This window comes from Streptomyces sp. 2323.1 (assembly GCF_900221035.1).
Classification (GTDB): Bacteria; Actinomycetota; Actinomycetes; order Streptomycetales; family Streptomycetaceae; genus Streptomyces; species Streptomyces sioyaensis.
This window is the reverse complement of the sequence record NZ_LT907981.1, coordinates 2044711-2066771: the sequence shown is the minus strand read 5'-3', so window position 1 is coordinate 2066771 and position 22061 is coordinate 2044711. Positions and strand designations below refer to the sequence as shown.

The following is a 22061-nucleotide window of genomic DNA, read 5'->3' as shown; positions in this document are numbered from 1 at the left end:
ACAAACCCGTGCACCAAGGAGAGTTCGGTGGACAAGCAGGACGGCCGTTCGGCCGGTGAGTCAGGGGCCCTACGGCTCGACGACCCCTGGTACGACGCTCTCACCTCCGGGTGGGGCGAGCTGGGTGACGCGGCAAAACCAACGGGCGAGTGGGATGGCACAGGGAAGCCCGAACCGGTCCCGGTACCCACGCCGGTCCCGGTAGCGGAATCACGATCCGCACCGCACGACGAGATCTATCTGGCGGTGCAACGAAGCACGGCATTCCAGGAGGTGCGTCGTCGCTATCGGCGGTTCGTCCTCCCCGGCACGGCGGTCTTCCTGGTCTGGTACCTCGCCTATGTGGTCGCAGCGACCGCCGCGCCGGGCCTCATGGCCCATCGCGTCGTCGGCGCCCTGAACGTCGCGATGCTCGCCGGACTCGGCCAGTTCGCCACCACGTTCCTGCTCACCTGGGCCTACGCGCGCCATGCCCGGCTGCGCAGGGACCGAGCGGCGCTCGACATCCGCTGGGAAACACAGGAACTCACCGGGGGGAACATCCGTTGACCGGCGACCACCAGACCCTCGCACTGGTCCTGTTCAGTGTGTTCATCGCCGTCACCCTGGCGATCACGACCTGGGTGAGCCGCCGCCGGCACGGCTCCGCCGAGGAGTTCTACGCGGGCGGGAGACTCTTCTCCCCCATGGAGAACGGATTCGCCATCGCGGGTGACTACATGTCCGCCGCGTCTTTCCTCGGTATCTCCGGGCTGATCGCCCTCTTCGGCTACGACGGCCTGCTGTACTCGGTCGGCTTTCTCGTCGCCTGGCTCGTCGTCCTCTTCCTCGTCGCCGAACTGGTCCGCAACTGCGGAAGGTTCACCCTTGCCGATGTCGTCGCCGCCCGGATGCGGGAGCGCCCCGTCCGCATCGCGGCCGGCACGGCCTCCGTCACCGTGTCCGTGCTCTACCTGGTGGCGCAGATGGTCGGCGCCGGCAGTCTGGTCGCCCTGCTCCTGGGCGGGGCGAGCCAGCAGGCCCGTACCTGGATGGTGATCGGGGTCGGCGCCCTGATGGTGGTCTACGTCGCCTTCGGCGGCATGCGGGCCACGACATGGATCCAGATCGTCAAGGCGGTACTCCTCATGGGCGGCGCCATCGCCCTGACTGTCCTGGTACTGATCCGGTTCCACGGCGACATCAACTCCCTGTTGAACACCGCTGCCGAACGCAGCGGCCACGGCCGCGACTTCCTCACTCCCGGTCTCAAATACGGCGGCGGCTGGACCGCGCGGCTCGACTTCATCAGCCTCGGCATCGCTCTGGTTCTGGGGACTGCCGGGCTGCCGCACATCCTCTCCCGCTTCTACACTGTTCCCACGGCGCGCTCTGCCCGTCGCTCCGTCGTCTGGTCCATCGGTCTGATCGGCGGCTTCTACCTGATGACCATCGTGCTCGGCTTCGGTGCCGCAGCAGTGCTGGGCAGCTCCGCCGTCCACGCGTCCAATACGGCCGGCAACACCGCCGTCCCGCTGCTCGCCCTCAACCTGGGAGGCGGCGCCGGTTCGACCGGGGGGACGGTTCTCTTCGCAGTGGTGGCCGCGGTCGCGTTCGCAACCATCCTGGCCGTTGTCGCCGGCATCACGCTCGCCTCGTCGGCCTCGGTCGCACACGACCTGTATGCCTCGCTGCGGCGCGCGCGCGGCACGGTGCAGGACGCCCAGCGTGCCGAGGTGGCCGTGGCGCGTATTGCGGCGGTGGCGGTCGGCGCGGTTGCCATCGGCCTCAGCCTGCTCGCCCAGGACCTGAACGTCGCCTTCCTGGTGGGCCTGGCCTTTGCCGTTGCTGCTTCGGCCAACCTGCCGGTCCTGCTGTACACCCTCTTCTGGCGCCGCTTCACGACCCGGGGGGCGGTCTGGTCCGTGTACGGCGGTCTGATCCCGGCGATCACCCTGGTCGTTCTCTCGCCGGTGGTCTCCGGTGGTCCGGAGTCGATTTTCCCCGGATTGGACTTCGCCGTCTTCCCGCTCGACAACCCCGGTGTCGTATCGATCCCGCTGGGCTTCCTGATGGGCTGGCTGGGAACTCTGCTCTCCCCGGAGGCCGCCGATGAGGCACGGCATGCAGAGACGGAGGTACGGGCGCTCACGGGGGCGGGGGCGGCTTAAGGGCGTATCCGACAAGTCCAGGGGCGGGCAGGCCCTGGACTTGGAGGGCACGGGCAGGACGGGCGGGGTTGCCCACAGCCGTGTGGCGGCTTCTTGGCCCTCGCCCTTCCGCACACCTCGCCTTCCCCTCCTCCGTCGCTCCCAGAGGCGGGTGGCAGGCTTAGACCCACTCGTAGCGGTGCTCGGGGCGGCCGGTCTCGCCGTACTTGAGGGTGAGGCGCACCCGCCCTGCGCGCTCCAAGAGCTTGAGGTAGCGCTGGGCGGTCTGCCGGCTCAGCCCCGCCTGGAGGGCGACGTCCTGTGCGGACAGCGGAGCGTCCGCGGAGCGCAGCACCGAGCGCACGCGGTCGGCGGTGGCGGTGGAGTGCCCCTTCGGCAACTCGGCGGGGCCCGCGTTGGCGGCCCCCAACACGCCGAAGATCCGGTCCACTTCGGACTGCTCGGCCTTTCCGCCGCCCGCAAAGGTGCGGTGCAGTGCCGCGTAGCCCTCCAACTTGGAGCGCAGGCCTGCGAAGGTGAACGGCTTGACCAGGTACTGCAGTGCACCGTGGCGCATGGCAGCCTGCACGGTGGCGATATCGCGCGCCGCCGTCACCATGATCACGTCGGTGAACAGACCGCGGCGTCGCAGCTCGCCGACCAGCTGCAGCCCCGTCTTGTCGGGAAGATAGTGATCCAGAAGGATCAGATCGACGGGGAAACTTTCCAGGGCGGCAAGGGCTTCCGCAGCGGTGTGCGCGAGACAGCTGACCCGGAATCCGTCGGTTTTGGCGACGTACGCCGCATTGATCTTTGCCACGTGCACATCGTCGTCCACGACCAGTACGTCGATCATTGGCCGGCCTCCGTCGCGCCCCCGGGAAGGCGAGTGCCCACGGTGGCTCGCCCGGTGCTGTGGGTTCCAGTGATTGCTTCCCGGGAGGCCGCCTCACGCCCCTCTGGAAGCTCGTCGGACAGCGCGTCGGGGACCGTCACGGTGAAGACCGCACCACCACCGGGGCGCTCGCCGACTTCGGCGCTGCCTCCATATCGCTCGGCGAGACGCCGTACGAGCGCCAGGCCGATGCCGCGCTGCCCATGGGCGGGCGGATCCTTGGTTGTCCAGCCCGCGGTGAAGATCTCGGCGCGACGTGCTTCTGGCACGCCCGGTCCGTTGTCACTGACCCGCACGACGGCGGTCCGGTCAACGGTGCGAACCTCGGCTTCCACGAGTGCGTCGCGTTCACCCGACGTGGCATCCAGGGCGTTGTCGATGAGATTGCCGAGCACGGTGACGAGGCTGTGCGGATCGACCAGTCGGTTGGGCACATGCGTATCGGGGGAAATGCGGAGGGAGGCACCTCGCTCGGTGGCGACGGTGGCCTTGCCCACCAGGAGGGCAGCCAGCAAGGGATCGTGGATGCGCTCGGTGACCTGCTCGGCGGTCGCACGATGTACGCCTACGGCGTGTGTCACAAATTCCACTGCCTCTTCGTGCAGCCCGAGTTCGAGCAGACCGAGGAGGGTGTGCAGCCGGTTGGCGTGCTCGTGGTCCTGGGCACGGAGGGCATCGATGAGTCCGCGGGTGCCGTCCAGTTCGCGGCCGAGCCGTTCCAGCTCGGTGCGGTCGCGCAACGTGATCACGGCACCGCCGTCTTCAGTGGGCATGCGGTTCGCCACCAGAACCCGGTGCCCGCTGACGGCCAGCAGGTCCGCCCCCGACACGCGGCCGGCCAGGACATCGGTTGTACGACCGGGAGGCAGGACCGTGTCCAAGGGGCGGCCGGTGTCCTCGGCGCGTAGCTCGAGGAGTCGCTGTGCCTCGTCGTTCATGAGGCGGATACGGCCGTGTTTGTCGAGCGCGAGGAACCCCTCACGGATGCCGTGCAGCATTGCTTCCCGCTCGGCGAGCAGCGCGGAGATGTCGGAGAACGCCAGGTCGTGGGTGCGGCGCTGGAGACGGCGGGAGACGATATAGGCGGCCAGAGCGCCTACGGCGAGGGCTCCGCCCGCGTAGGCAAGCAGCTGGGGGACGGTGGAGAGCAGCCGTTCCCGCACACTCTCGTACGCGATGCCGACGGAGACGGCTCCGACGATCTTGCCTTGCTCGTCACGGAGCGGGACCTTGCCGCGTGCGGACCGGCCGAGAGTGCCCTCGTCGATCTGCATGACCTCCTGGCCGGAGAGCACGGCGCTCGGGTCTGTCGAGACATGGCGTCCGATCTCGTCTGGATCGGTGTGGGACCAGCGCACACCCCGCTTGTCCATGATCACGACGTACTCGGCCCCGGTGGCGGCACGAATCCGCTCCGCCTCGTTCTGTACGGGGCCGTGGCGCGTGGGATGGGAGGACTCCAGGGCGTCATCGAGGCGTGACTCGGCGGCGGTGGTCTGTGCGATGGCCAGGGCGCGGCGCATTGCTTGATCGTCGAGCTGCGCACTGAGCGGGGCGAGGAACAGGCCGGTGGCCAGTGCAGTGACACCCGCGGCGATGGCCAGCTGAACCATCAGGACCTGGGAGAACACCTTCCGTGGCCAGCCCAGGCGCGGCAGATGCGGCCTGGAAGCGGCCAGTCGGCGGTCGGACGGGGCGGGCCGAATACCAGGCGTGTGCGTGGTGCTGTGGGGCTCGGCAGTGCTGGCGGATGAGACCGTCGCGGTGGCGGGAAGCGGCACGAAACCCGAGGGCTCTGTGGCGCTCGGGCGCGGAACGGACTCTTCCTTTTCGCCCATACGAACGAACAGTAAGCGCGGTCATGGTGGGTTCGGTAATCCCTCACGGGGCGAATTCGGAGGGTGGCCGGGTGGCGACGCATATGTGACTCCGCCCGCTGCGTCCCGATCACGGGCTGCCGCGGATGCGCGTTCTGCTGCTGCACGGGGTTATCCACAGGCCTGTCGCTTGCGGAACGTGCGCATCTAACGTCGAACGGTGAAGCCGACAGGACCTGCGACCGGCGGTCCGACGCCGATCGGGTGCAGGGCGAGGTGCGCGACTGGTGCACGGAAGGGAGCGGTCATGTGGTCGACGGGGGATGACTGCAGGGCCTGGCGTACGTCGTGGAGAGTGGCTGGTGGTGGGCCGCTCGGTCGCCGCCGGGTCGGGGGCCCGCGGCCCCGGCGCAGCTGGTCAGTGCGTTTCGCCTGCAGTGTCACGTGGTCCTGGCGCAGCCGCGTGCAGCCGGAAGGGTCTCGCCCGCCCAGAACATATTCGTCGAGCCGCAGTGGTCATCGGCTTCCAGACGAGCGCAGGACCGGCAGAGATGAGGCCCCGCATGTGCGTCGGGAGAGAGAAGAGGACCGGCCGGGAGGGCCCAGCGGGTGCCCGGGTGAACCCTTGAGGTCAGCTGCTGACAGCCTGCGCCCGCCTCCGCGGCGTAACGTCCGCAGCGGCGACGGAGGCAACGGCCATACGCGCCGGTGGACCGAGCGGCGCACCACAGCTGGCGGGCGCCGCAGCACCATCGGCCCGCTGTTCGACGGTGACCCGCCAGCTGCGACCGTCGGAGTGCGCCACGGTGACAACCCACACAGGGGAGGCTCCCGCGATGGCAGAGCCACCGGGCGTCGGACTGTCGGCCGGTTCGGGCCGCACCGTGTCGGTCCGTACGATGTCGAGTGCGTCCGCCCGGTCCTCCGTGATCAGCTCGCGGACCGCGAGGTCGGCGGCCTGGCCCGGCCGGTCCCAGGCCGAGCGACCACGGCAGTGGTCGATCGTGATCCGTCCATCGCGCGCCGCTTCCACAGCCTCCTTGACCAGAGGGCCCGAGGCGCGTCCGTAGGCGTAGCCGTAGGGGAGGACGACAAGGGTGGGGGAGAAGCGATGCCCCCCGATGTGAGTGACCTCCCAGGCCTCGGTTCCGCCGGCGGCGAGCTCGGCGGCCAGCGGGCGGCCGAGCAGGGCGCAGCAGCGGTCTCGCTTGCCGTTGGTGCACACGAGGACCAGCGGCTCACTGATGTACGGCTCCCAGAGGTTGTGATGCTCACCCGCTCCCAAAGCCGTGAAGTCCAGCCCGAGAGCTGCCCGCGGGTCGGTGACGGTGGTCGTGCGGATCCAGGTGCGTCCGGGGGCGGTGTGCGCGAGGAACATCCGGCGGCGGGACGTGCCGTGGCAGTCGGCATGACGCCCAGGTCGGCGGATCAGGGCGACTCGTACGCCCGTCCCCTCGGTCGCAGCCTCCAGGGCCCGGCCGACGTCAGGATCGAGGTGACTGTTCGTCAGCGCTTGGGCTCCCCAGGGCCCGGTCTGCTCGATGAGCAGCCAGGTCCTGGCGGTGGCCGCGGTCGCGGTGAGAGATTCGGCCGATTCACGGGAAGCGGTGGCACAGGTACTCACATAGGTGAGCCTAACCTCATTCGCCCGGCGTCGGATGTCGGGTGGGGCTCCCGGGAGTGATGGCGAAGGCTGACCGCTGCTTTAGCTGGCAGTCCTAGGGGTGGCTCAACTGCGAGCCGGCCACGGCAGTGCCGGTGGTCTCGCCGGCGGCGTCGTATCGAGGTGTGCCCGAACATCGCGACCGCTTCCCTTATGGCAACGGTTGCGGCGGGCGGGGGCCGTGGTACTGGCCGCTTGGCCGCATGCGGAGGGGGTGTTCGGTGTATTCCTCCAGGGCGTGGGCGATCCAGCCGGCCGTGCGGGCGATGGCGAAGATGGTTTCGCCGGCCTCGGCCGGCATGCCTGCTGAGACGGACAGCACAGCCAGTGCCAGGTCGACGTTGGCGTGCAGTTCCGTGTGCCGGGCCGTGGTGGTGATCACTTCACGGGCGGCCTGCAGGGCGGTGCGGGCATGCGGTACATCTTCCAGGAGCCGGAACAGAGCGCGGGCCCGTGGGTCCTCGCCGGGATAGAGGCGATGGCCGAGCCCTGGCACTCGGCGGCCGGCCCGCAGATGGTCGGCGACGACGGCAGCCGCGCTGCCCCGGTCCAGCACCTCCACCAGCATCCGGTGGGCAAGTCCGCTCGCTGCGCCGTGCAATACGCCGTCCAGCGCTCCGAAACCGGCCGAGACGATCGCGTACGGATGGGCGCGGGCCGAGGCGGCGACCCGGACCGCGAGCGTCGAGGCGGCGAGGTCGTGGTCGATGAGCAGGACCAACGCGGTGTCCAGGACGCGGAGTGCCTCGGCGTCGGCCGGTTCCGAGGTCAGCCGTGACCAGAGGCGTGCGGCAAGGGAATCGGTAGCGGGTGGCTTCCGGGTGTGCGACGGCAGGGCGTCGACCAGGGTGGGGATCAGGCTGCGGGCGATGTCGACGACGGTGTCCTCGGACAGGTCGAAACGCAGTGGGTCGGCAGCCGCCGCGGCGATCACACCGACCCGTAGCCGGTCCATCGGTCCGCTATGTGCCGGAAGCGCCTGTACGGCGCGGTGGGCAGCGGCCAGCCCGTCGCGTGGTGCCGTGAAACGGATGCCGGGGCGCAGTTCGCCGGTCCACAGCCACTCGGCGACTTCCTCGTAGCTGTAGTGGGAGGCGAGTTCCGAAGTGTCAACGCCGCGGAAGTAGCAGTGGTTGCGGTCGATCAGCGTGATGCCGGTGCGGATCGCCAACTCGTCGCCCGCCGCAGAAGGTTCGCGGCGGGCGGTGCGGCGGGCCAGCGCATCGACCTCTTTCGCGTCGAAGGTGCTGCCGCGGCTGCCCGGCTCCCGGCGGCTGGTCAGTTGGCCGCGGCTGACATAGGCGTACACCGTCTCCGGCTTCACCCCGAGCCGCTCTGCTGTCTCCCGGGTGCTCAGCCGCTGTCCGTCCCGGCCCTGCGCCGCTCCCTGATCTGCCATGCGATCACCGTATCCGGGACATCCACATTGATGGAATCAATATTGACAACTATTGAGTCAAGCATAGACAGTCGGATCAATATTTGGGTGAGGAAGAGCTAAGGAGACCAGCCATGCCGATCGCCGAGGTGAACGCACCGCTCGACGCGCCCCGCGGACTTGCGGGCGTCATCGTCACCGAGACCCAACTGGGCGATGTCCGGGGCGCCGAGGGCTTTTACCACTACCGCCAGTACTCCGCCGTCGAGCTGGCCACAGCCCGCAGCTTCGAGGACGTGTGGTACCTGATGTTCCACGGCGAGCTGCCCTCCACGGCGCAGCTGGCCGCCTTCAGGGCCGAGACCGCCGCGCTGCGCGCGCTGCCCGCGGCCCTACGCGACGCGCTGCCCGCCCTCGCCCATGCCGGCGCACTCTCCGGCCCGCTTGCCGGGCTGCGTACCGCGCTGTCGCTGCTCGGCGCGACGGCCGGATTCCGGCCGCTGTACGACATCGACGCCGACCGCCGCCGCATCGATGCTCTTGCCGCATGCGCCGCAGTACCGACGCTGATCACCGCGCTGCACCGGCTCGGTCAGGGCCTGCAGCCGGTTGAGCCGCGGGTGGACCTCGGCCACGCGGCCAACTACCTCTACATGCTCACGGGCGAAGAGCCGGAGCCGGACAGGGTCCGGGCGATCGAGGCGTATCTGATCTCCACCATCGACCACGGCTTCAACGCCTCGACCTTCACCGCACGCGTCATCGCCTCCACCGGCGCCGACCTCGCGGCCTGCCTCGTCGGCGCCGTCGGCGCGCTCTCCGGGCCGCTGCACGGCGGTGCGCCCAGCCGCGCTCTGGACATGCTCGACGCCATCGGTACCCCCGACCGCATCGACTCCTGGATCCGCGACAGCGTCCTGCGCGGCGACCGGATCATGGGGTTCGGCCACTCCGTGTACCGCACGGAAGACCCGCGCTCAAGGATGCTGCGAGGTGTCGCCGAGCAGTTCGGCGGCCCGCTGGTGGAATTCGCCGTCCAGGTGGAGGCGAGGGCCGAAGCGCTGCTGGCCGAGCTCAAGCCCGGCCGTGAGCTGCACACCAACGTGGAGCTGTACGCGGGCGTCGTCATGGAGCTGTGCGGGCTGCCGCGCGAGATGTTCACACCCACCTTCTGCGCAGCCCGCGTGGTCGGCTGGAGCGCCAACATTCTGGAGCAGGCCGAGGACTCGAAGATCATTCGTCCTGCCGCCCGCTACGTGGGCCCGCCCCCGCCGCAGCCGCTGCCCACCGCCGTGCCCCGCTAGCGGGCGGTGCGGTGGCCGAGCCGGGCCCCTGCCGTCGGCGGTCCGTTACGATCGACAGCTCGTCCGCCGCCGGTCCGCGCGGCCCGCCACCCGCACCATGGAGGCGCCCCCTTGGCCACGCAACAGATCCCGGTCGTCGTGCTCGCGGGCTTCCTCGGATCGGGCAAGACCACCCTCCTCAATCACCTGCTCGGCACCGGCGACGGCACCCGAATCGGCGCGATCGTCAATGACTTCGGCAGCATCGAGATCGACGCCATGACCGTCGCCGGACAGGTGGACTCGATGGTCTCGCTCGGCAACGGCTGCCTGTGCTGCGCGGTCGACACCAGCGAACTGGACACCTACCTGGAACGGCTCGCCCGCCCCGCCGCCCGTATCGATGTGATCGTCATCGAGGCCAGCGGACTGGCCGAGCCCCAGGAACTCATCCGGATGATCCTCGCCAGCGACAACGACCGGATCGTCTACGGCGGGCTGATCGAGGTCGTCGACGCGGCCGAATTCGACGACACCAGGGTCCGCCACCCCGAACTGGACCGGCATGTGGGCATCGCCGACATCGTGGTGCTCAACAAGGCCGACCGCATCGGCGACGCGGCACGACAGGAACTCATCGGCACGCTCGCTGACCTCGCGCCCGGCCGGCCCGTGATCTGCACGGCGTACGGCCGGGTCGACCCCGAGCTGTTCTTCGACCGCGGACCGGGGGAGGTCCACGACACGGCCGTACGCCAGCTGTCCTTCGAGGACCTGCTGCGCGAGGCCGCGGCGAACGAGGATGCCGCCGCCCACCACTGCGACGGCCACTGCGATCACCCCGACCACGCCCACCATGAGGGCCACCTCCACGCCGCCTACCAGAGCGTGGAGTTCACCTCCGCCGAGCCGATGCACCCGCGCCGACTCATGGACTTCCTCGACAGCCGCCCGGCCGGTCTCTACCGCATCAAGGGCTTCGTCCATTTCGACGTGCCGGAGAACCGCCAGAAGTTCACCCTGCACGCCGTCGGCGACTTCCTGCGCTTCTACCCCGAGCCGTGGCCGAAGGGCGAGGAGCGGTGCACCCAGCTCGTCATGATCGGCAGCGGCATCGACGCACCGGCCCTGCGCAAGGAGCTGGAGAACTGCCGGGAAAGCACACCTCCGGAGACCGGTGCCCACAGCATGTGGGGTGTGCTGCGGTACGTGGCCGCACGCGAGGAAGACTGGTGACGCCGTCGGGCCGGTCTTCCACCGGCCCGACGGCGTCCACCGCGTCTGTCCTTCCGGCTGCCGCCTACACCGGCCCGGCCAGCGACGCCACCGGCTTCGTCAGCGGCACCCCCGAACCGTCCCGCCGCGGATCCACCTCCGGCAGCTCGACGGGCGAGCCCTTGGCGTCCGCGGCCCGCACCGGAGCCGGCCCCGTCCACGCCAGGGTCAGACAGTCCTCGCCCTTCAGGAACCGCTGACAGCGCACACCGCCGGTCGCGCGTCCCTTGCGCGGATACTGGTCGAACGGGGTGAGCTTGGCCGTCGCCACCGAGTCGTCGAGCGTGCCGTGCGAGCCGGCGACCGTGAACACCATGGCCTCGGAGGCCGGATCGACCGCGGCGAACGAGATCACCTTCGCGCCCTCGCCCAGCTTGATGCCCGTCATACCTCCCGCAGGCCGGCCCTGCGGCCGCACCTGCGCGGCCGGATAGCGCAACAGCTGCGCCTCGTTGGTGATGAAGACCAGGTCCTCCTCACCGGTGCGCAGCTCGGCCGCGCCCACGATGCGGTCGCCGTCCTTGAGGGTGATGACCTCCAACTCCTCCTTGTGGGAGGGGTAATCGGGCACCACCCGCTTGACCACGCCCTGCTCCGTGCCGAGCGCCAGGCCCAGCGAGGACTCGTCCAGCGTGGTCAGACAGATCAGCTGCTCGCCCTCCTCCAGCGTCAGGAACTCCGAGAGCTGGGCACCGCCGGAGAGGCCGGGCGAAGCCGCCGTCTCCGGGAGCTGCGGCAGATCGATCACCGCGATCCGCAGCAGCCGGCCCAGGGACGTCACCGCGCCCACCTCGCCACGGGTCGTCGCCGGCACCGTCGAGACGATCACGTCGTGCTTGACGCGCCGGGCGTCGGCGTCGAACGGCACCTCACCGGTGACCGTCCGGGCCAGCAGGCCCGTCGAGGACAGCAGCACCCGGCACGGGTCGTCGGACACCTCCAACGGCACCGCACCGACCGAGGTGCCCGTCGACTCCAGCAGGACCGTCCGCCGGTCCGTGCCGTACTTCTTCGCCACCGCGGCCAGCTCCCCGGAGACCAGCTTGCGCAGCTCCGCGTCCGAATCCAGGATCCGCGTCAGCTTCTCGATCTCGTCCTGCAGCCGGTCACGCTCCGACTCCAGCTCGATACGGTCGAACTTGGTCAGCCGGCGCAGCGGGGTGTCGAGGATGTACTGCGTCTGGATGTCGCTCAGCGAGAAGCGCTCGATCAGCCGCTCCTTGGCCTGTGCGCTGTTCTCGCTGGAGCGGATGAGGCGGATGACCTCGTCGATGTCCACCAGGGCCGTCAGCAGGCCCTCGACCAGGTGAAGACGGTCACGCCGCTTCGTCCGCCGGAACTCGCTGCGCCGGCGCACCACATTGAAGCGGTGGTCGACATAGACCTCCAGCAGCTCCTTGAGGCCCAGCGTCAGCGGCTGGCCGTCCACCAGCGCGACGTTGTTGATACCGAAGGACTCCTCCATCGGCGTGAGCTTGTAGAGCTGCTCCAGGACGGCCTCGGGGTTGAAGCCGTTCTTGACCTCGATCACCAGCCGCAGGCCGTGCTCGCGGTCGGTGAGGTCCTTGACGTCGGCGATGCCCTGCAGCTTCTTCGAGCCGACCAGGTCCTTGATCTTTGAGATGACCTTCTCGGGGCCGACCGTGAAGGGGAGTTCGGTGACGACCAGCCCCTTGCGGCGGGCGGTGACGGTCTCGACCGTGACCGTCGCGCGGATCTTGAAGGTGCCGCGGCCCTTCTCGTACGCGTCCCGTACGCCGCCGAGCCCCACGATCCGGCCGCCCGTCGGCAGGTCGGGCCCCGGCACGAACCGCATCAGGGTGTCGAGATCGGCGTTCGGATGCTTGATCAGATGGCGGGCCGCGGCGATGACCTCGCCCAGGTTGTGCGGCGGCATGTTCGTCGCCATACCGACGGCGATGCCGGACGTCCCGTTGACGAGGAGGTTCGGATACGCGGCCGGGAGGGCGACCGGCTCCCGCTCCTGGCCGTCGTAGTTCGGTGCGAAGTCGACCGTGTCCTCGTCGATGGACTCCGTCATCAGGGACGTCGCGGACGCCATCCGGCACTCGGTGTACCGCATCGCGGCGGGCGGGTCGTCATTGCCCAGCGAGCCGAAGTTGCCGTGGCCGTCCACCAGCGGCACCCGCATCGAGAACGGCTGCGCCATGCGCACCAGCGCGTCGTAGATGGACGCGTCGCCGTGCGGGTGGAGCTTACCCATCACCTCGCCGACGACCCGGGCGCACTTGACGTAGCCGCGGTCGGGCCGCAGACCCATCTCGTTCATCTGGTACAGGATGCGGCGGTGCACGGGCTTGAGACCGTCGCGGGCGTCCGGCAGGGCGCGCGAGTAGATGACCGAATACGCGTACTCGAGGAAGGAACCCTGCATCTCGTCGACGACGTCGATGTCGAGGATCCTCTCCTCGAAGTCGTCCGGCGGCGGGGTCTTCGTGCTGCGGCGGGCCATCGCGGCTGCGGCTCCTTCTGCTGCGTCTACTGCCGATATCGGAAAGCATCGGTCAACCCGTCGGGTCAACCGGGCGGGGGATCAGCCCGCGCACATCTCTGAGTCTGACGCGGACCATTGTGGACCGCCGCACTGACAACGCCGACCGCGACTCCCCCTTCGGCTCCCCCGGAAGCCGCCCGGGCGCACATACGGGGCCGGTCGCCCGGGAACTTCGCCAGATCCCGACGCGCTTGCATACAGTGACAGAACTTCCTCGCAAGCGGATCGAAGGGACGTACATGCCCATGGGTCACACGGCCACAGAACAAGCCGGCTCCGGCGGCCTGACAGCGACCGAGCACCGGCTGGCCAATGGCCTGCGCGTGGTGCTCTCCGAAGACCACCTGACCCCGGTTGCAGCGGTCTGCCTGTGGTATGACGTCGGCTCCCGCCACGAGGTCAAGGGCCGTACGGGCCTGGCTCACCTCTTCGAGCACCTGATGTTCCAGGGCTCCGCACAGGTGACGGGCAACGGTCACTTCGAGCTGGTGCAGGGCGCCGGCGGTTCGCTCAACGGCACCACGAGCTTCGAGCGCACCAACTACTTCGAGACCATGCCCGCCCATGAGCTGGAGCTCGCGCTCTGGCTGGAGGCGGACCGGATGGGCTCGCTGCTGACCGCGCTCGACGACGAGTCCATGGAGAACCAGCGCGACGTCGTCAAGAACGAACGCCGACAGCGCTACGACAACGTCCCCTACGGCACGGCCTTCGAGAAGCTGACGGCCATGGCGTACCCGGAGGGCCACCCGTACCACCACACGCCCATCGGGTCGATGGCCGACCTCGATGCGGCCTCCCTGGAGGACGCGCGGGCGTTCTTCCGTACGTATTACGCACCCAGCAACGCCGTCCTGTCGGTCGTCGGTGACATCGACCCCGAGCAGACCCTGGCCTGGGTGGAGAAGTACTTCGGCTCGATCCCCTCGCACGACGGCAAGCAGCCGCCGCGCGACGGCACGCTGCCCGACGTCATCGGCGGCCAGCTGCGTGAGGTCGTCGAGGAGGACGTGCCCTCCCGCGCCCTGATGGCGGCCTACCGTCTGCCGCACGACGGCACCCGTGAGGCGGACGCCGCGGACCTCGCGCTGACCGTACTGGGCGGCGGCGAGTCCTCCCGGCTGTACAACCGGCTGGTGCGCCGCGACCGCAGTGCGGTGGCCGCCGGCTTCGGCCTGCTGCGGCTGGCCGGCGCGCCCTCGCTGGGCTGGCTGGACGTGAAGACGTCCGGCGGGGTGGAGGTCCCCGACATCGAGCGCGCGGTCGACGAGGAGCTGGCCCGCTTCGCCGCCGAGGGGCCGACCCCGGAGGAGATGGAGCGCGCACAGGCCCAGCTGGAGCGTGAATGGCTGGACCGGCTCGCCACGGTCAGCGGCCGCGCCGACGAACTGTGCCGCTTCGCCGTCCTGTTCGGCGACCCCCAGCTCGCGCTGAGCGCCGTCCAGCGCGTCCTGGACATCACCCCCGAGGAGGTGCAGGCGGTCGCCAAGGCCCGGCTGCGCCCCGACAACCGCGCGGTACTGGTCTACGAGCCGACCGAGCCGAACGACGCCGCCGACACCGAGGAAGGGCAGGCGGACCAGTGAGCGACGCCACCACCCACGCCGACACCCCTGTGAGCACGATGGACTTCCACCCGCAGCCCCGGGGCGGCGCGCCCAAGCCGTGGGCCTTCCCGGCGCCCGAGCGCAGCCAACTGCCCAACGGCCTCACCCTCCTGACCAGCCACCGCCCCGGTCAGCAGGTCGTCGCCGTCGAGATCAACCTCGTCGCTCCGCTGGACGCCGAGCCCGAGGGCCTGGACGGCGTCGCCACGATCATGGCGCGGGCGCTGTCCGAGGGCACCGACAAGCACGACGCGGAGGAGTTCGCCGCCGAGCTGGAGCGCTGCGGCGCCACCCTGGACGCGCACGCCGACCACCCCGGTGTACGGGTCTCCCTGGAGGTGCCGGCCTCCCGGCTGCACCGCGCGCTCGGCCTGCTCGCCGACGCGCTGCGCGCCCCCGCGTTCCCGGAGAGCGAGGTCGAGCGGCTGGTCCGCAACCGCCTCGACGAGATCCCGCACGAGCTCGCCAACCCGGCCCGGCGCGCCGCGATGGCGCTGTCCAAGGAGCTGTTCCCGGCCACGGCCCGCATGTCGCGCCCGCGCCAGGGCACCGAGGAGACCGTCGCGCGCATCGACGCCGCGGCCGTCCGCGCCTTCTACGACGCCCATGTACGGCCCGCCACGGCCACCGCCGTCATCGTCGGTGACTTCACCGGCGTCGACCTGGGCGCGGCGCTCGCCGACACCCTCGGCGCCTGGAGCGGCTCGACGGCCGAGCCGCTGAAGGCCGCGCCGATCGTCGCCGACGACACCGGGCGCGTGGTGATCGTGGACCGCCCCGGGGCCGTCCAGACGCAGCTGCTCATCGGCCGGATCGGTTCCGACCGGCACGACCGGGTGTGGCCCGCGCAGGTCCTCGGCACGTACTGCCTGGGTGGCACCCTCACCTCCCGTCTGGACCGTGTGCTGCGGGAGGAGAAGGGCTACACCTACGGGGTGCGCGCGTTCGGCCAGGTGCTCCGCTCCACCGCCCCCACGTCCCCCGAGGGGGCCACGGGTGCCGCGCTGCTCGCCATCAGCGGCTCGGTGGACACCGCCTCCACCGTCCCGGCGCTCGAAGACCTGTGGAAGGTGCTGCGCACCCTCGCGGCAGAGGGGCTGACCGACGACGAGCGGGATGTCGCCGTGCAGAACCTCGTCGGGGTCGCGCCGCTGAAGTACGAGACCGCGGCGGCCGTCGCGGGCACGCTGGCCGACCAGGTGGAACAGCACCTCCCGGACGACTTCCAGGCGCAGTTGTACGCCCGCCTCGCGGAGACCGGGACGGTCGAGGCGACCGCGGCGGCGGTCAGCGCCTTCCCCGTGGACCGGCTGGTGACGGTCCTCGTGGGTGATGCGGCGCAGATCGCCGAGCCGGTCAAGGCGCTGGGCATCGGCGAGGTGACGGTCGTCAGCGGCTAGTCCGCGTGACGGAAGGTCATATATCGACAAAGCGGCTCCCGTGGCACTCACTCGCCACGGGAGCCGCTGTATGTCCGTTTTCTTACGGCTGGTTGCGCCGGTTCTTGTGGCATCCCGCACAAAAAACGGCATCTGTTTGCCCAGGGAAAGTGGCCCCGTTTAGCGTCGGTCCGGCTGTTCGTCACAAGTCCGCCACAACAGTGGCACCGGGCAGTCATCGCCGAGTCCCCGTACGGCGCGAGCCAGGGGAGCCGGGGACCCACACGTCCCTTGGGGTGAATCGGACTCCTCTCCCGAGGAGCCCGTAGGAGACCTTCCTGCTCCGAACCCGTCAGCTAACCCGGTAGGCGAGAAGGAGGGAAAGGACAAGCCAGTACATGGCGTTCATCCGTGCCACCGGGAAACACCGCCGCGCCGACCGCCCTGCCCGGACGACCCGCAAGGTCGCCGGCATAGCCACCCTTGCGGCCGGCGGCGTGGTCGCCTCCGTGGCCTCGCCGGCGCTGGCCGCCACCGACGTGGCACCCGCCCACGACACGGGTCTGCAGCAGGCCGTCGTCCTGGGTGACGAGCTTGCCAGCCACGTCGCAGCCCAGGCCGACGCGCAGCGCGCCGCCGCGGAGTCCGCCGCCGCGCAGGCGAAGGCCGAAGCCCTGGCGAAGAAGCAGGCCGATGAGGCCAAGCGCCGCGCCGAGGCCGTCCACAAGGCCAAGGTGCGCGCCGCCCGCGACGCGGAGCGCAAGCGCCTGAACACCTTTGTCGCGCCGGTCGCCGACTCCTACATCTCCACCGGGTACAAGGCGTCCAGCAGTCTGTGGTCCTCGGGCAGCCACACCGGCATCGACTTCCACGCCGCCTCCGGCACCAGCGTCCATGCCGTCGGCTCGGGCACTGTCGTCGAGGCCGGCTGGGGCGGTTCGTACGGCAACAACATCGTGATCAAGATGAACGACGGTACGTACACCCAGTACGGTCACCTGTCGTCGTTCGCCGTCTCGGTCGGCCAGCACGTCACCCCCGGCCAGCAGATCGCCCTCTCCGGTGCCACCGGCAACGTCACCGGCCCGCATCTGCACTTCGAGGCCCGCACCGGTCCCGACTACGGCTCGGACATCGACCCGATCTCCTACCTGCGCGCGCACGGCGTCAACGTCTGACCTCCCGCTCGCCCGCCCCGCCGCCCGGGAGGGTGCCTCGCACCGCACGTCCTCCCGAAGCCCCGGCCCCGCGACCGGGGCTTCGGCGTATGTGGCGCGGCGTTTCGGCGGCGCGGCTGCCGGGCCCGGGGTGCACCGGATACGGGGCCTGCTCGCCCGCGACTTCCGGCCAAAAATATCCATGAATATTCGGTGCCCGTCGGAAAATCCCCTCCGGTCGAATAGAGTCACGGAAAAGCCGCCGACCGGTGGCGTTTCCAGGGGATTACGGCGGAGGCTCGGGAGATGCGAGGCCATATTTCCGCGCATGCGGTGTGCACGGCGATTCGCGACGACATTGTCTCCGGTGCGCTGGCGCCGGGGAGCAGGCTGATCGAGGAGATCCTCGCGGCCCGCTACGGCGTATCCAGAGTGCCGGTCCGTGAGGCGCTGCGGACCCTGCAGTCCGAGGGCTTCGTCACCACCCGCCACCACGCGGGGGCCTGCGTCGCCGAGCCCACCGAACAGGAGGCCGCCGATCTCCTGGACATCCGCGCCCTGTTGGAGCCGCTGGGCGCCGCCCGCGCGGCCGCCCGCCGCAGCCCCGCCCACCTCAAGGTGCTCCGCGGTCTGGTACGCCTCGGCCGCGAGCGGGCCCGTCACGGCAATCCGGCGGACCTGCAGCAACTCGACGACTGGTTCCACGAGACGCTGGCCCAGGCGGTCGGCAGCCCCAGTCTGACGGCCCTGCTGACCCAGCTGCGGCGCAAGATCGAGTGGATGTACACCGTGGAACCGCCGGTCCGGGCCGGCGAGTCGTGGGACGAACACGGTGCCGTGCTGGACGCGGTGGCCCGGGGGGACGCGGAACGGGCCCGTGCCCTGATGGCGGCCCATGTCGAGCGCTCGCTCCCGGTGTACCGGCTGCGGCGGCCGCTCAAGACCGAGGTGAGGGATCCGAAACCGCCCGTCAACACGGTGCGCGTCCGCCCTTAACAACCGTCCCGTATACAAAGAAGTCCCACACGCGAAGAAGTACGGGAAGTGTGGGACGTGTGGAACGGGTTTCGGTGCGGCGAAGTGAGCTCCCTTCTCCGGCGCGTATTCCGCCGGTATTCGGATGCCCATTCTTCGGCGCCGCGGATGGTTAATGGTGCGCGTTTTACGGCACCGGAATGCCATGCTTCATGGTGCGCACCATTTCTCGCCCGTCCCGGATTTCCGGGCGGCCGGGGAATTCCGGTGCACCCGCGCGGTCATGCGCATGCGGCGACCTCGCACACCGTTGCCCCGCCTCGGACTCAGGGCGCAGTGAAACGGCCCCGCCGCGGCAGCCGGTGACCGGTTACCGCGGCGGGGCCGCCGCATACAGCAGAGAGCCCGAGGGGCTCAGACGGTCTCGGGGAGCTCTTCGAGACCCTCGGCGACGAGCTTGGCCAGGCGGTCGAGCGCGGCCTCGGCGCCCTCGGCGTCGGAGGCCAGCACGATCTCCTCGCCGCCCTGGGCGCCCAGGCCCAGGACCGCGAGCATGGAGGCGGCGTTCACGGGGTTGCCATCGGCCTTGGCGATCGTTATCGGGACGCCGGAGGCGGTGGCCGCACGGACGAAGATCGACGCGGGGCGGGCGTGCAGGCCCTCGGTCCAACCGACATTGACGCGGCGCTCTGCCATGGTGTTGCCCTTCAAAGTCGTGACTGTTGTCTAGACCAGTCTCTCACGCTGTCGGACGTGCTCCACCAGACGTTCGTCCTGGCCTTCGCCGCCCCTGGTCCCAAGGGAGGCCGGTCGGCCGGGCCGTGCCGTACGGACTCCACGGCAGCCCCGGCCTGCTCTGCACCCCGAGCGTACGCGCGCCGCCCGTTGTCGGTGCCCGGTCGTACGCTGTCCGCATGCAGAAGTCGCAGGACCACGCGTACCCGGCCCACTGGGAAGCAGACGTGGTGCTGCGTGACGGCGGCACGGCGCGGATCCGCCCCATCACCCCCGACGATGCCGAGCGGCTGGTCTCGTTCTACGAACAGGTCTCGGACGAGTCGAAGTACTACCGCTTCTTCGCGCCCTACCCGCGCCTGTCCGACCGTGACGTGCACCGTTTCACCCACCACGACTACGTCGACCGGGTCGGGCTCGCCGCGACGGTCGGCGGCGAGTTCATCGCCACCGTCCGCTACGACCGGATCAACGACCAGGGGTTGCCCGCGAAGGACCCCGAGGACGACCAGGCGGAGGTCGCCTTCCTCGTCCAGGACGCCCACCAGGGCCGCGGCGTCGCCTCCGCCCTCCTGGAGCACATTGCGGCCGTCGCCCGCGAGCGCGGCATCCGCCGGTTCGCCGCCGAGGTGCTCCCGGCGAACTCCAAGATGATCAAGGTCTTCACGGACGCCGGCTACACCCACAAGCGCACCTTCGAAGACGGCGTGGTCCGGCTGGAGTTCGATCTGGAGCCGACCGAGCAGTCCATGGCCGTGATGCGCGGCCGCGAGCAGCGGGCCGAGGCCCGCTCCGTCCAGCGGCTGCTCACCCCGCGCTCGGTCGCCGTCATCGGTACCGGCCGCGCCCCCGGCGGCGTCGGCCGTACGGCCCTGCGCAGCCTCCTGGACTCCGGCTTCACGGGCCGGGTGCACGCCGTCAACCACGCCTTCCCCGAAGGGATGCAGCGGCTGGACCCCGAAGGGGTGCCGGCGGTCCGCGCGCTGCGGGAGATCTCCGACCCGGTCGATCTCGCCGTCATCGCCGTGCCCGCGGACAGCGTCCCCGACGTCGTCCGCGACTGCGGCGAACACGGCGTCCAGGGCGTGCTGATCCTGTCCTCCGGGTACGCCGAAGCGGGCCCGGACGGCAGGGAGCGGCAGCGCGACCTGCTCCGCCAGGCCCGCTCGTACGGCATGCGGCTCATCGGGCCCAATGCCTTCGGCCTGATCAACACGGCCCCCGGTGTCCGGCTGAACGCCTCCCTCGCACCCCAGATGCCCGGCGCCGGCCACATCGGCCTGTTCACCCAATCCGGTGCCATCGGCATCGCGCTGCTCAGCGGACTGCATGCGCGCGGCCCCGGCGACGGCGGCATCGCCGGTATCTCCGCTTTCGTCTCGGCCGGCAACCGCGCCGACGTCTCCGGGAACGACCTGCTCCAGTACTGGTACGAGGACCCGGACACCGACGTCGTGATCCTCTACCTGGAGTCCATCGGCAACCCCCGCAAGTTCGCCCGGCTCGCCCGCCGCACCGCCGCCGTCAAACCGGTCGTGGTCGCCCGGGGTGCCCGGCACAACGGCACCGCCCCGCCCGGCCACGCCGTACCCACCGTCCGCGTCCCCGACAGCACCGTCGCCGCCCTGATGCGCCAGGCGGGCGTGATCCGCGTCGACACGGTCACCGAGCTGATCGACGCCGGGCTGCTGCTGGCCTCCCAGCCGCTGCCGGCCGGCTCGCGCATCGCCATCCTGGGCAACTCCGAGTCGCTGGCGCTGCTGGCCTACGACGCCTGCCTGACCGAACGGCTGCGCCCGCAGCGGCCGCACGTCCTGACCTCGGCCGCGACGCCCGACGACTTCCGGGCCGCGCTCGCCGAGGCACTGGCCGGCGACGGCTGCGACGCCGTGGTCGTCACGGCCATCCCCTGGGTGGGGGAGGGGGCCGCGGTCTCCCCGGGCGGCGGTGAGGGCGCCGCGCTCGCCGCCGCCCTACGTACCGCCGCCGAGGCCCACCCGGAGAAGCCGGTGACCGTCGTCCACCTGGCGATGAACGAGCTGGCGGAGACGCTCGCGGCACCCGCACCCGCACCCGCACCCGCACCCGCACCCGCACCCGCACCCGCACCCGCCCCGGCGTCCGGGCCCGACGCCGCCGCCGGGGACCGGGCGCCCCGCCCCGAGGACCCGGCCCCGGCACCCGCCCGGCTCCCGGAGTCCGCACCGCCCCCGCGCAGCCCGTCGCACCCCGCACGCCCCCTGAGCCCCCCGGGACCGCCGCCCACCCTCGCCGCCGCGCAGCCGGCCCCAACCCGCGACCCCGGGGCGACCACCCCGCCCCCGCGCCGCACCGCCCCCGTCCGTATCCCCGCCTACCCGGCCGCCGAGCGTGCCGTCCGTGCCCTCGCCGAGGCCGTCCGCTATGCCGCGTGGCGCCGCGAGGCCGCCGACCCGGGCCGGGTGCCCGAGTACGACGACATCCAGGAGGCGGCGGCCGGCGCCGACATCGAGCGCCTCCTGGGCCGGCTCACCCTTGACGTCCCCACCGGCCGCTCGGTCCCCGTGCCGCCCGAGGACGCCGAGGCCCTGCTCGCCCGTTACGGCATCCACACCCGCCCCGTCCTTGCGGCCCCCGACGCGGACACCGCCGTCCGTGCCGCCGCCCGCCTCGGCTATCCCGTGGCCCTCAAGACCACCGCACCCCATCTGCGCCACCGCGCCGACCTCGGCGGCGTACGCCTCGACATCGCCGGCGAGCGGGAACTCCGCCGCACGTATGCCGAATTGACCGATTTCCTCGGCTCGCCGGAAGAGCTGCGTCCGGTCGTCCAGTCGATGGTGCCGCGCGGCGTCGACACCGTCATCCGGGCCGCCATCGACCCGGCCGCCGGCGCCGTCCTCTCCTTCGGGCTGGCCGGTGCGCCCTCCCAGTTGCTCGGCGACATCGCCCACCGCCTCATTCCCGCCACCGACCGCGAGGTCGCCGAACAGATCCGCTCGATCCGTGCCGCCCCGCTGCTGTTCGGCTGGCGCGGCTCCCAGCCGGTGGACACCGCCGCGCTGGCCGAGCTGCTGCTGCGGGTCTCCCGGCTGGTCGACGACCACCCCGAGGTCGTCGCCGTGGACCTCGAACCGGTCGTCGTCGCCGCGCACGGCCTCTCCGTCCTGGGCGCCTCCGTCCGCCTGGCCAGGCCCCCCGCCACCACTGACCTCGGCCCCCGCCGGCTGCCCGTCTACTGAGGCTCTCGCGGCCCGGTACGCCCCGTAAGATG

Annotated in this window: 15 protein-coding genes and 1 riboswitch; of the genes, 9 read left to right on the top strand and 6 right to left on the bottom strand. The window is 70.7% G+C overall.

The window, feature by feature from the left end:
* The first annotated feature begins 27 nt into the window (after window positions 1-27).
* On the top strand, window positions 28-549 hold the full coding sequence (locus CPH93_RS08270; protein WP_093649186.1) for a DUF485 domain-containing protein: 522 nt from the start codon (window positions 28-30) through the stop codon (window positions 547-549).
* Window positions 546-2150, top strand: coding sequence for a solute symporter family protein (locus CPH93_RS08265; RefSeq protein WP_093485568.1), 1605 nt, complete (start codon window positions 546-548; stop codon window positions 2148-2150). The genes CPH93_RS08270 and CPH93_RS08265 overlap by 4 nt, the downstream gene beginning before the upstream one ends.
* 160 nt (window positions 2151-2310) lie before the next feature.
* On the opposite strand, the gene CPH93_RS08260 is transcribed toward CPH93_RS08265, so the two are convergent.
* From CPH93_RS08260 to CPH93_RS08245, 4 genes are all read right to left on the bottom strand, one after another.
* On the bottom strand, window positions 2311-2985 hold the full coding sequence (locus CPH93_RS08260; RefSeq protein WP_096212448.1) for a DUF7342 family protein: 675 nt from the start codon (window positions 2983-2985) through the stop codon (window positions 2311-2313).
* Window positions 2982-4637 (bottom strand): ATP-binding protein, encoded by a 1656-nt coding sequence (locus tag CPH93_RS08255; RefSeq protein WP_096215360.1) that lies wholly within the window; start codon window positions 4635-4637, stop codon window positions 2982-2984. The genes CPH93_RS08260 and CPH93_RS08255 overlap by 4 nt, the downstream gene beginning before the upstream one ends.
* Window positions 4638-5472: 835 nt before the next feature.
* A complete protein-coding gene (locus CPH93_RS08250; protein ID WP_096212447.1) occupies window positions 5473-6465 on the bottom strand; it encodes a sucrase ferredoxin in 993 nt (330 codons plus the stop codon).
* A 190-nt stretch (window positions 6466-6655) separates the two neighbouring features.
* Window positions 6656-7903, bottom strand: coding sequence for a citrate synthase (locus CPH93_RS08245; RefSeq protein WP_096212446.1), 1248 nt, complete (start codon window positions 7901-7903; stop codon window positions 6656-6658).
* A gap of 113 nt (window positions 7904-8016) precedes the next feature.
* Between CPH93_RS08245 and CPH93_RS08240 the strand changes: the two genes are divergently transcribed.
* Both CPH93_RS08240 and CPH93_RS08235 read left to right on the top strand, forming a co-directional pair.
* Entirely contained in the window at window positions 8017-9186 is a 1170-nt protein-coding gene (locus tag CPH93_RS08240) for a citrate synthase/methylcitrate synthase (protein ID WP_096212445.1), read from the top strand.
* A 111-nt stretch (window positions 9187-9297) separates the two neighbouring features.
* On the top strand, window positions 9298-10401 hold the full coding sequence (locus CPH93_RS08235) for a CobW family GTP-binding protein (protein ID WP_096212444.1): 1104 nt from the start codon (window positions 9298-9300) through the stop codon (window positions 10399-10401).
* Between the two features lie 64 nt (window positions 10402-10465).
* On the opposite strand, the gene CPH93_RS08230 is transcribed toward CPH93_RS08235, so the two are convergent.
* A complete protein-coding gene (locus CPH93_RS08230) occupies window positions 10466-12913 on the bottom strand; it encodes a DNA gyrase/topoisomerase IV subunit A (protein ID WP_093485582.1) in 2448 nt (815 codons plus the stop codon).
* A 287-nt stretch (window positions 12914-13200) separates the two neighbouring features.
* Between CPH93_RS08230 and CPH93_RS08225 the strand changes: the two genes are divergently transcribed.
* The 4 genes from CPH93_RS08225 to CPH93_RS08210 all read left to right on the top strand — a co-directional run bounded on the left by CPH93_RS08225 (window position 13201) and on the right by CPH93_RS08210 (window position 18094).
* A complete protein-coding gene (locus tag CPH93_RS08225) occupies window positions 13201-14541 on the top strand; it encodes a M16 family metallopeptidase (protein WP_096212443.1) in 1341 nt (446 codons plus the stop codon).
* 38 nt (window positions 14542-14579) lie between these two features.
* A complete protein-coding gene (locus CPH93_RS08220; RefSeq protein WP_096215359.1) occupies window positions 14580-15962 on the top strand; it encodes a M16 family metallopeptidase in 1383 nt (460 codons plus the stop codon).
* 208 nt (window positions 15963-16170) lie between these two features.
* Window positions 16171-16327, top strand: a riboswitch (cyclic di-AMP (ydaO/yuaA leader).
* A gap of 12 nt (window positions 16328-16339) precedes the next feature.
* Complete coding sequence (locus tag CPH93_RS08215) at window positions 16340-17119, top strand: M23 family metallopeptidase (RefSeq protein WP_096212442.1); 780 nt, start codon at window positions 16340-16342, stop codon at window positions 17117-17119.
* Window positions 17120-17404: 285 nt separating this feature from the next.
* Entirely contained in the window at window positions 17405-18094 is a 690-nt protein-coding gene (locus CPH93_RS08210) for a GntR family transcriptional regulator (RefSeq protein WP_173909746.1), read from the top strand.
* A gap of 393 nt (window positions 18095-18487) precedes the next feature.
* Here the strand turns inward: CPH93_RS08210 and CPH93_RS08205 are convergent, their stop codons facing one another.
* The gene (locus tag CPH93_RS08205; protein ID WP_006602646.1) at window positions 18488-18769 is read right to left on the bottom strand and encodes an HPr family phosphocarrier protein; all 282 of its coding nucleotides are present in this window, start codon (window positions 18767-18769) and stop codon (window positions 18488-18490) included.
* 218 nt (window positions 18770-18987) lie between these two features.
* Between CPH93_RS08205 and CPH93_RS08200 the strand changes: the two genes are divergently transcribed.
* Window positions 18988-22029, top strand: a complete 3042-nt coding sequence (locus tag CPH93_RS08200; RefSeq protein ID WP_096215358.1) for a bifunctional acetate--CoA ligase family protein/GNAT family N-acetyltransferase — start codon at window positions 18988-18990, stop codon at window positions 22027-22029.
* The last annotated feature ends 32 nt before the right edge of the window (window positions 22030-22061 follow it).

Bases quoted from the DNA above. Each gene is read 5' to 3' on its own strand.
- CPH93_RS08260 (WP_096212448.1), bottom strand. From the start codon at position 2,985: ATGATCGACGTACTGGTCGTGGACGACGATGTGCACGTGGCAAAGATC.
- CPH93_RS08255 (WP_096215360.1), bottom strand. From the start codon at position 4,637: ATGGTTCAGCTGGCCATCGCCGCGGGTGTCACTGCACTGGCCACCGGC.
- CPH93_RS08245 (WP_096212446.1), bottom strand. From the start codon at position 7,903: ATGGCAGATCAGGGAGCGGCGCAGGGCCGGGACGGACAGCGGCTGAGC.
- CPH93_RS08240 (WP_096212445.1), top strand. From the start codon at position 8,017: ATGCCGATCGCCGAGGTGAACGCACCGCTCGACGCGCCCCGCGGACTT.
- CPH93_RS08230 (WP_093485582.1), bottom strand. From the start codon at position 12,913: ATGGCCCGCCGCAGCACGAAGACCCCGCCGCCGGACGACTTCGAGGAG.
- CPH93_RS08225 (WP_096212443.1), top strand. From the start codon at position 13,201: ATGGGTCACACGGCCACAGAACAAGCCGGCTCCGGCGGCCTGACAGCG.
- CPH93_RS08220 (WP_096215359.1), top strand. From the start codon at position 14,580: ATGGACTTCCACCCGCAGCCCCGGGGCGGCGCGCCCAAGCCGTGGGCC.
- CPH93_RS08215 (WP_096212442.1), top strand. From the start codon at position 16,340: ATGGCGTTCATCCGTGCCACCGGGAAACACCGCCGCGCCGACCGCCCT.
- CPH93_RS08210 (WP_173909746.1), top strand. From the start codon at position 17,405: ATGCGAGGCCATATTTCCGCGCATGCGGTGTGCACGGCGATTCGCGAC.
- CPH93_RS08205 (WP_006602646.1), bottom strand. From the start codon at position 18,769: ATGGCAGAGCGCCGCGTCAATGTCGGTTGGACCGAGGGCCTGCACGCC.
- CPH93_RS08200 (WP_096215358.1), top strand. From the start codon at position 18,988: ATGCAGAAGTCGCAGGACCACGCGTACCCGGCCCACTGGGAAGCAGAC.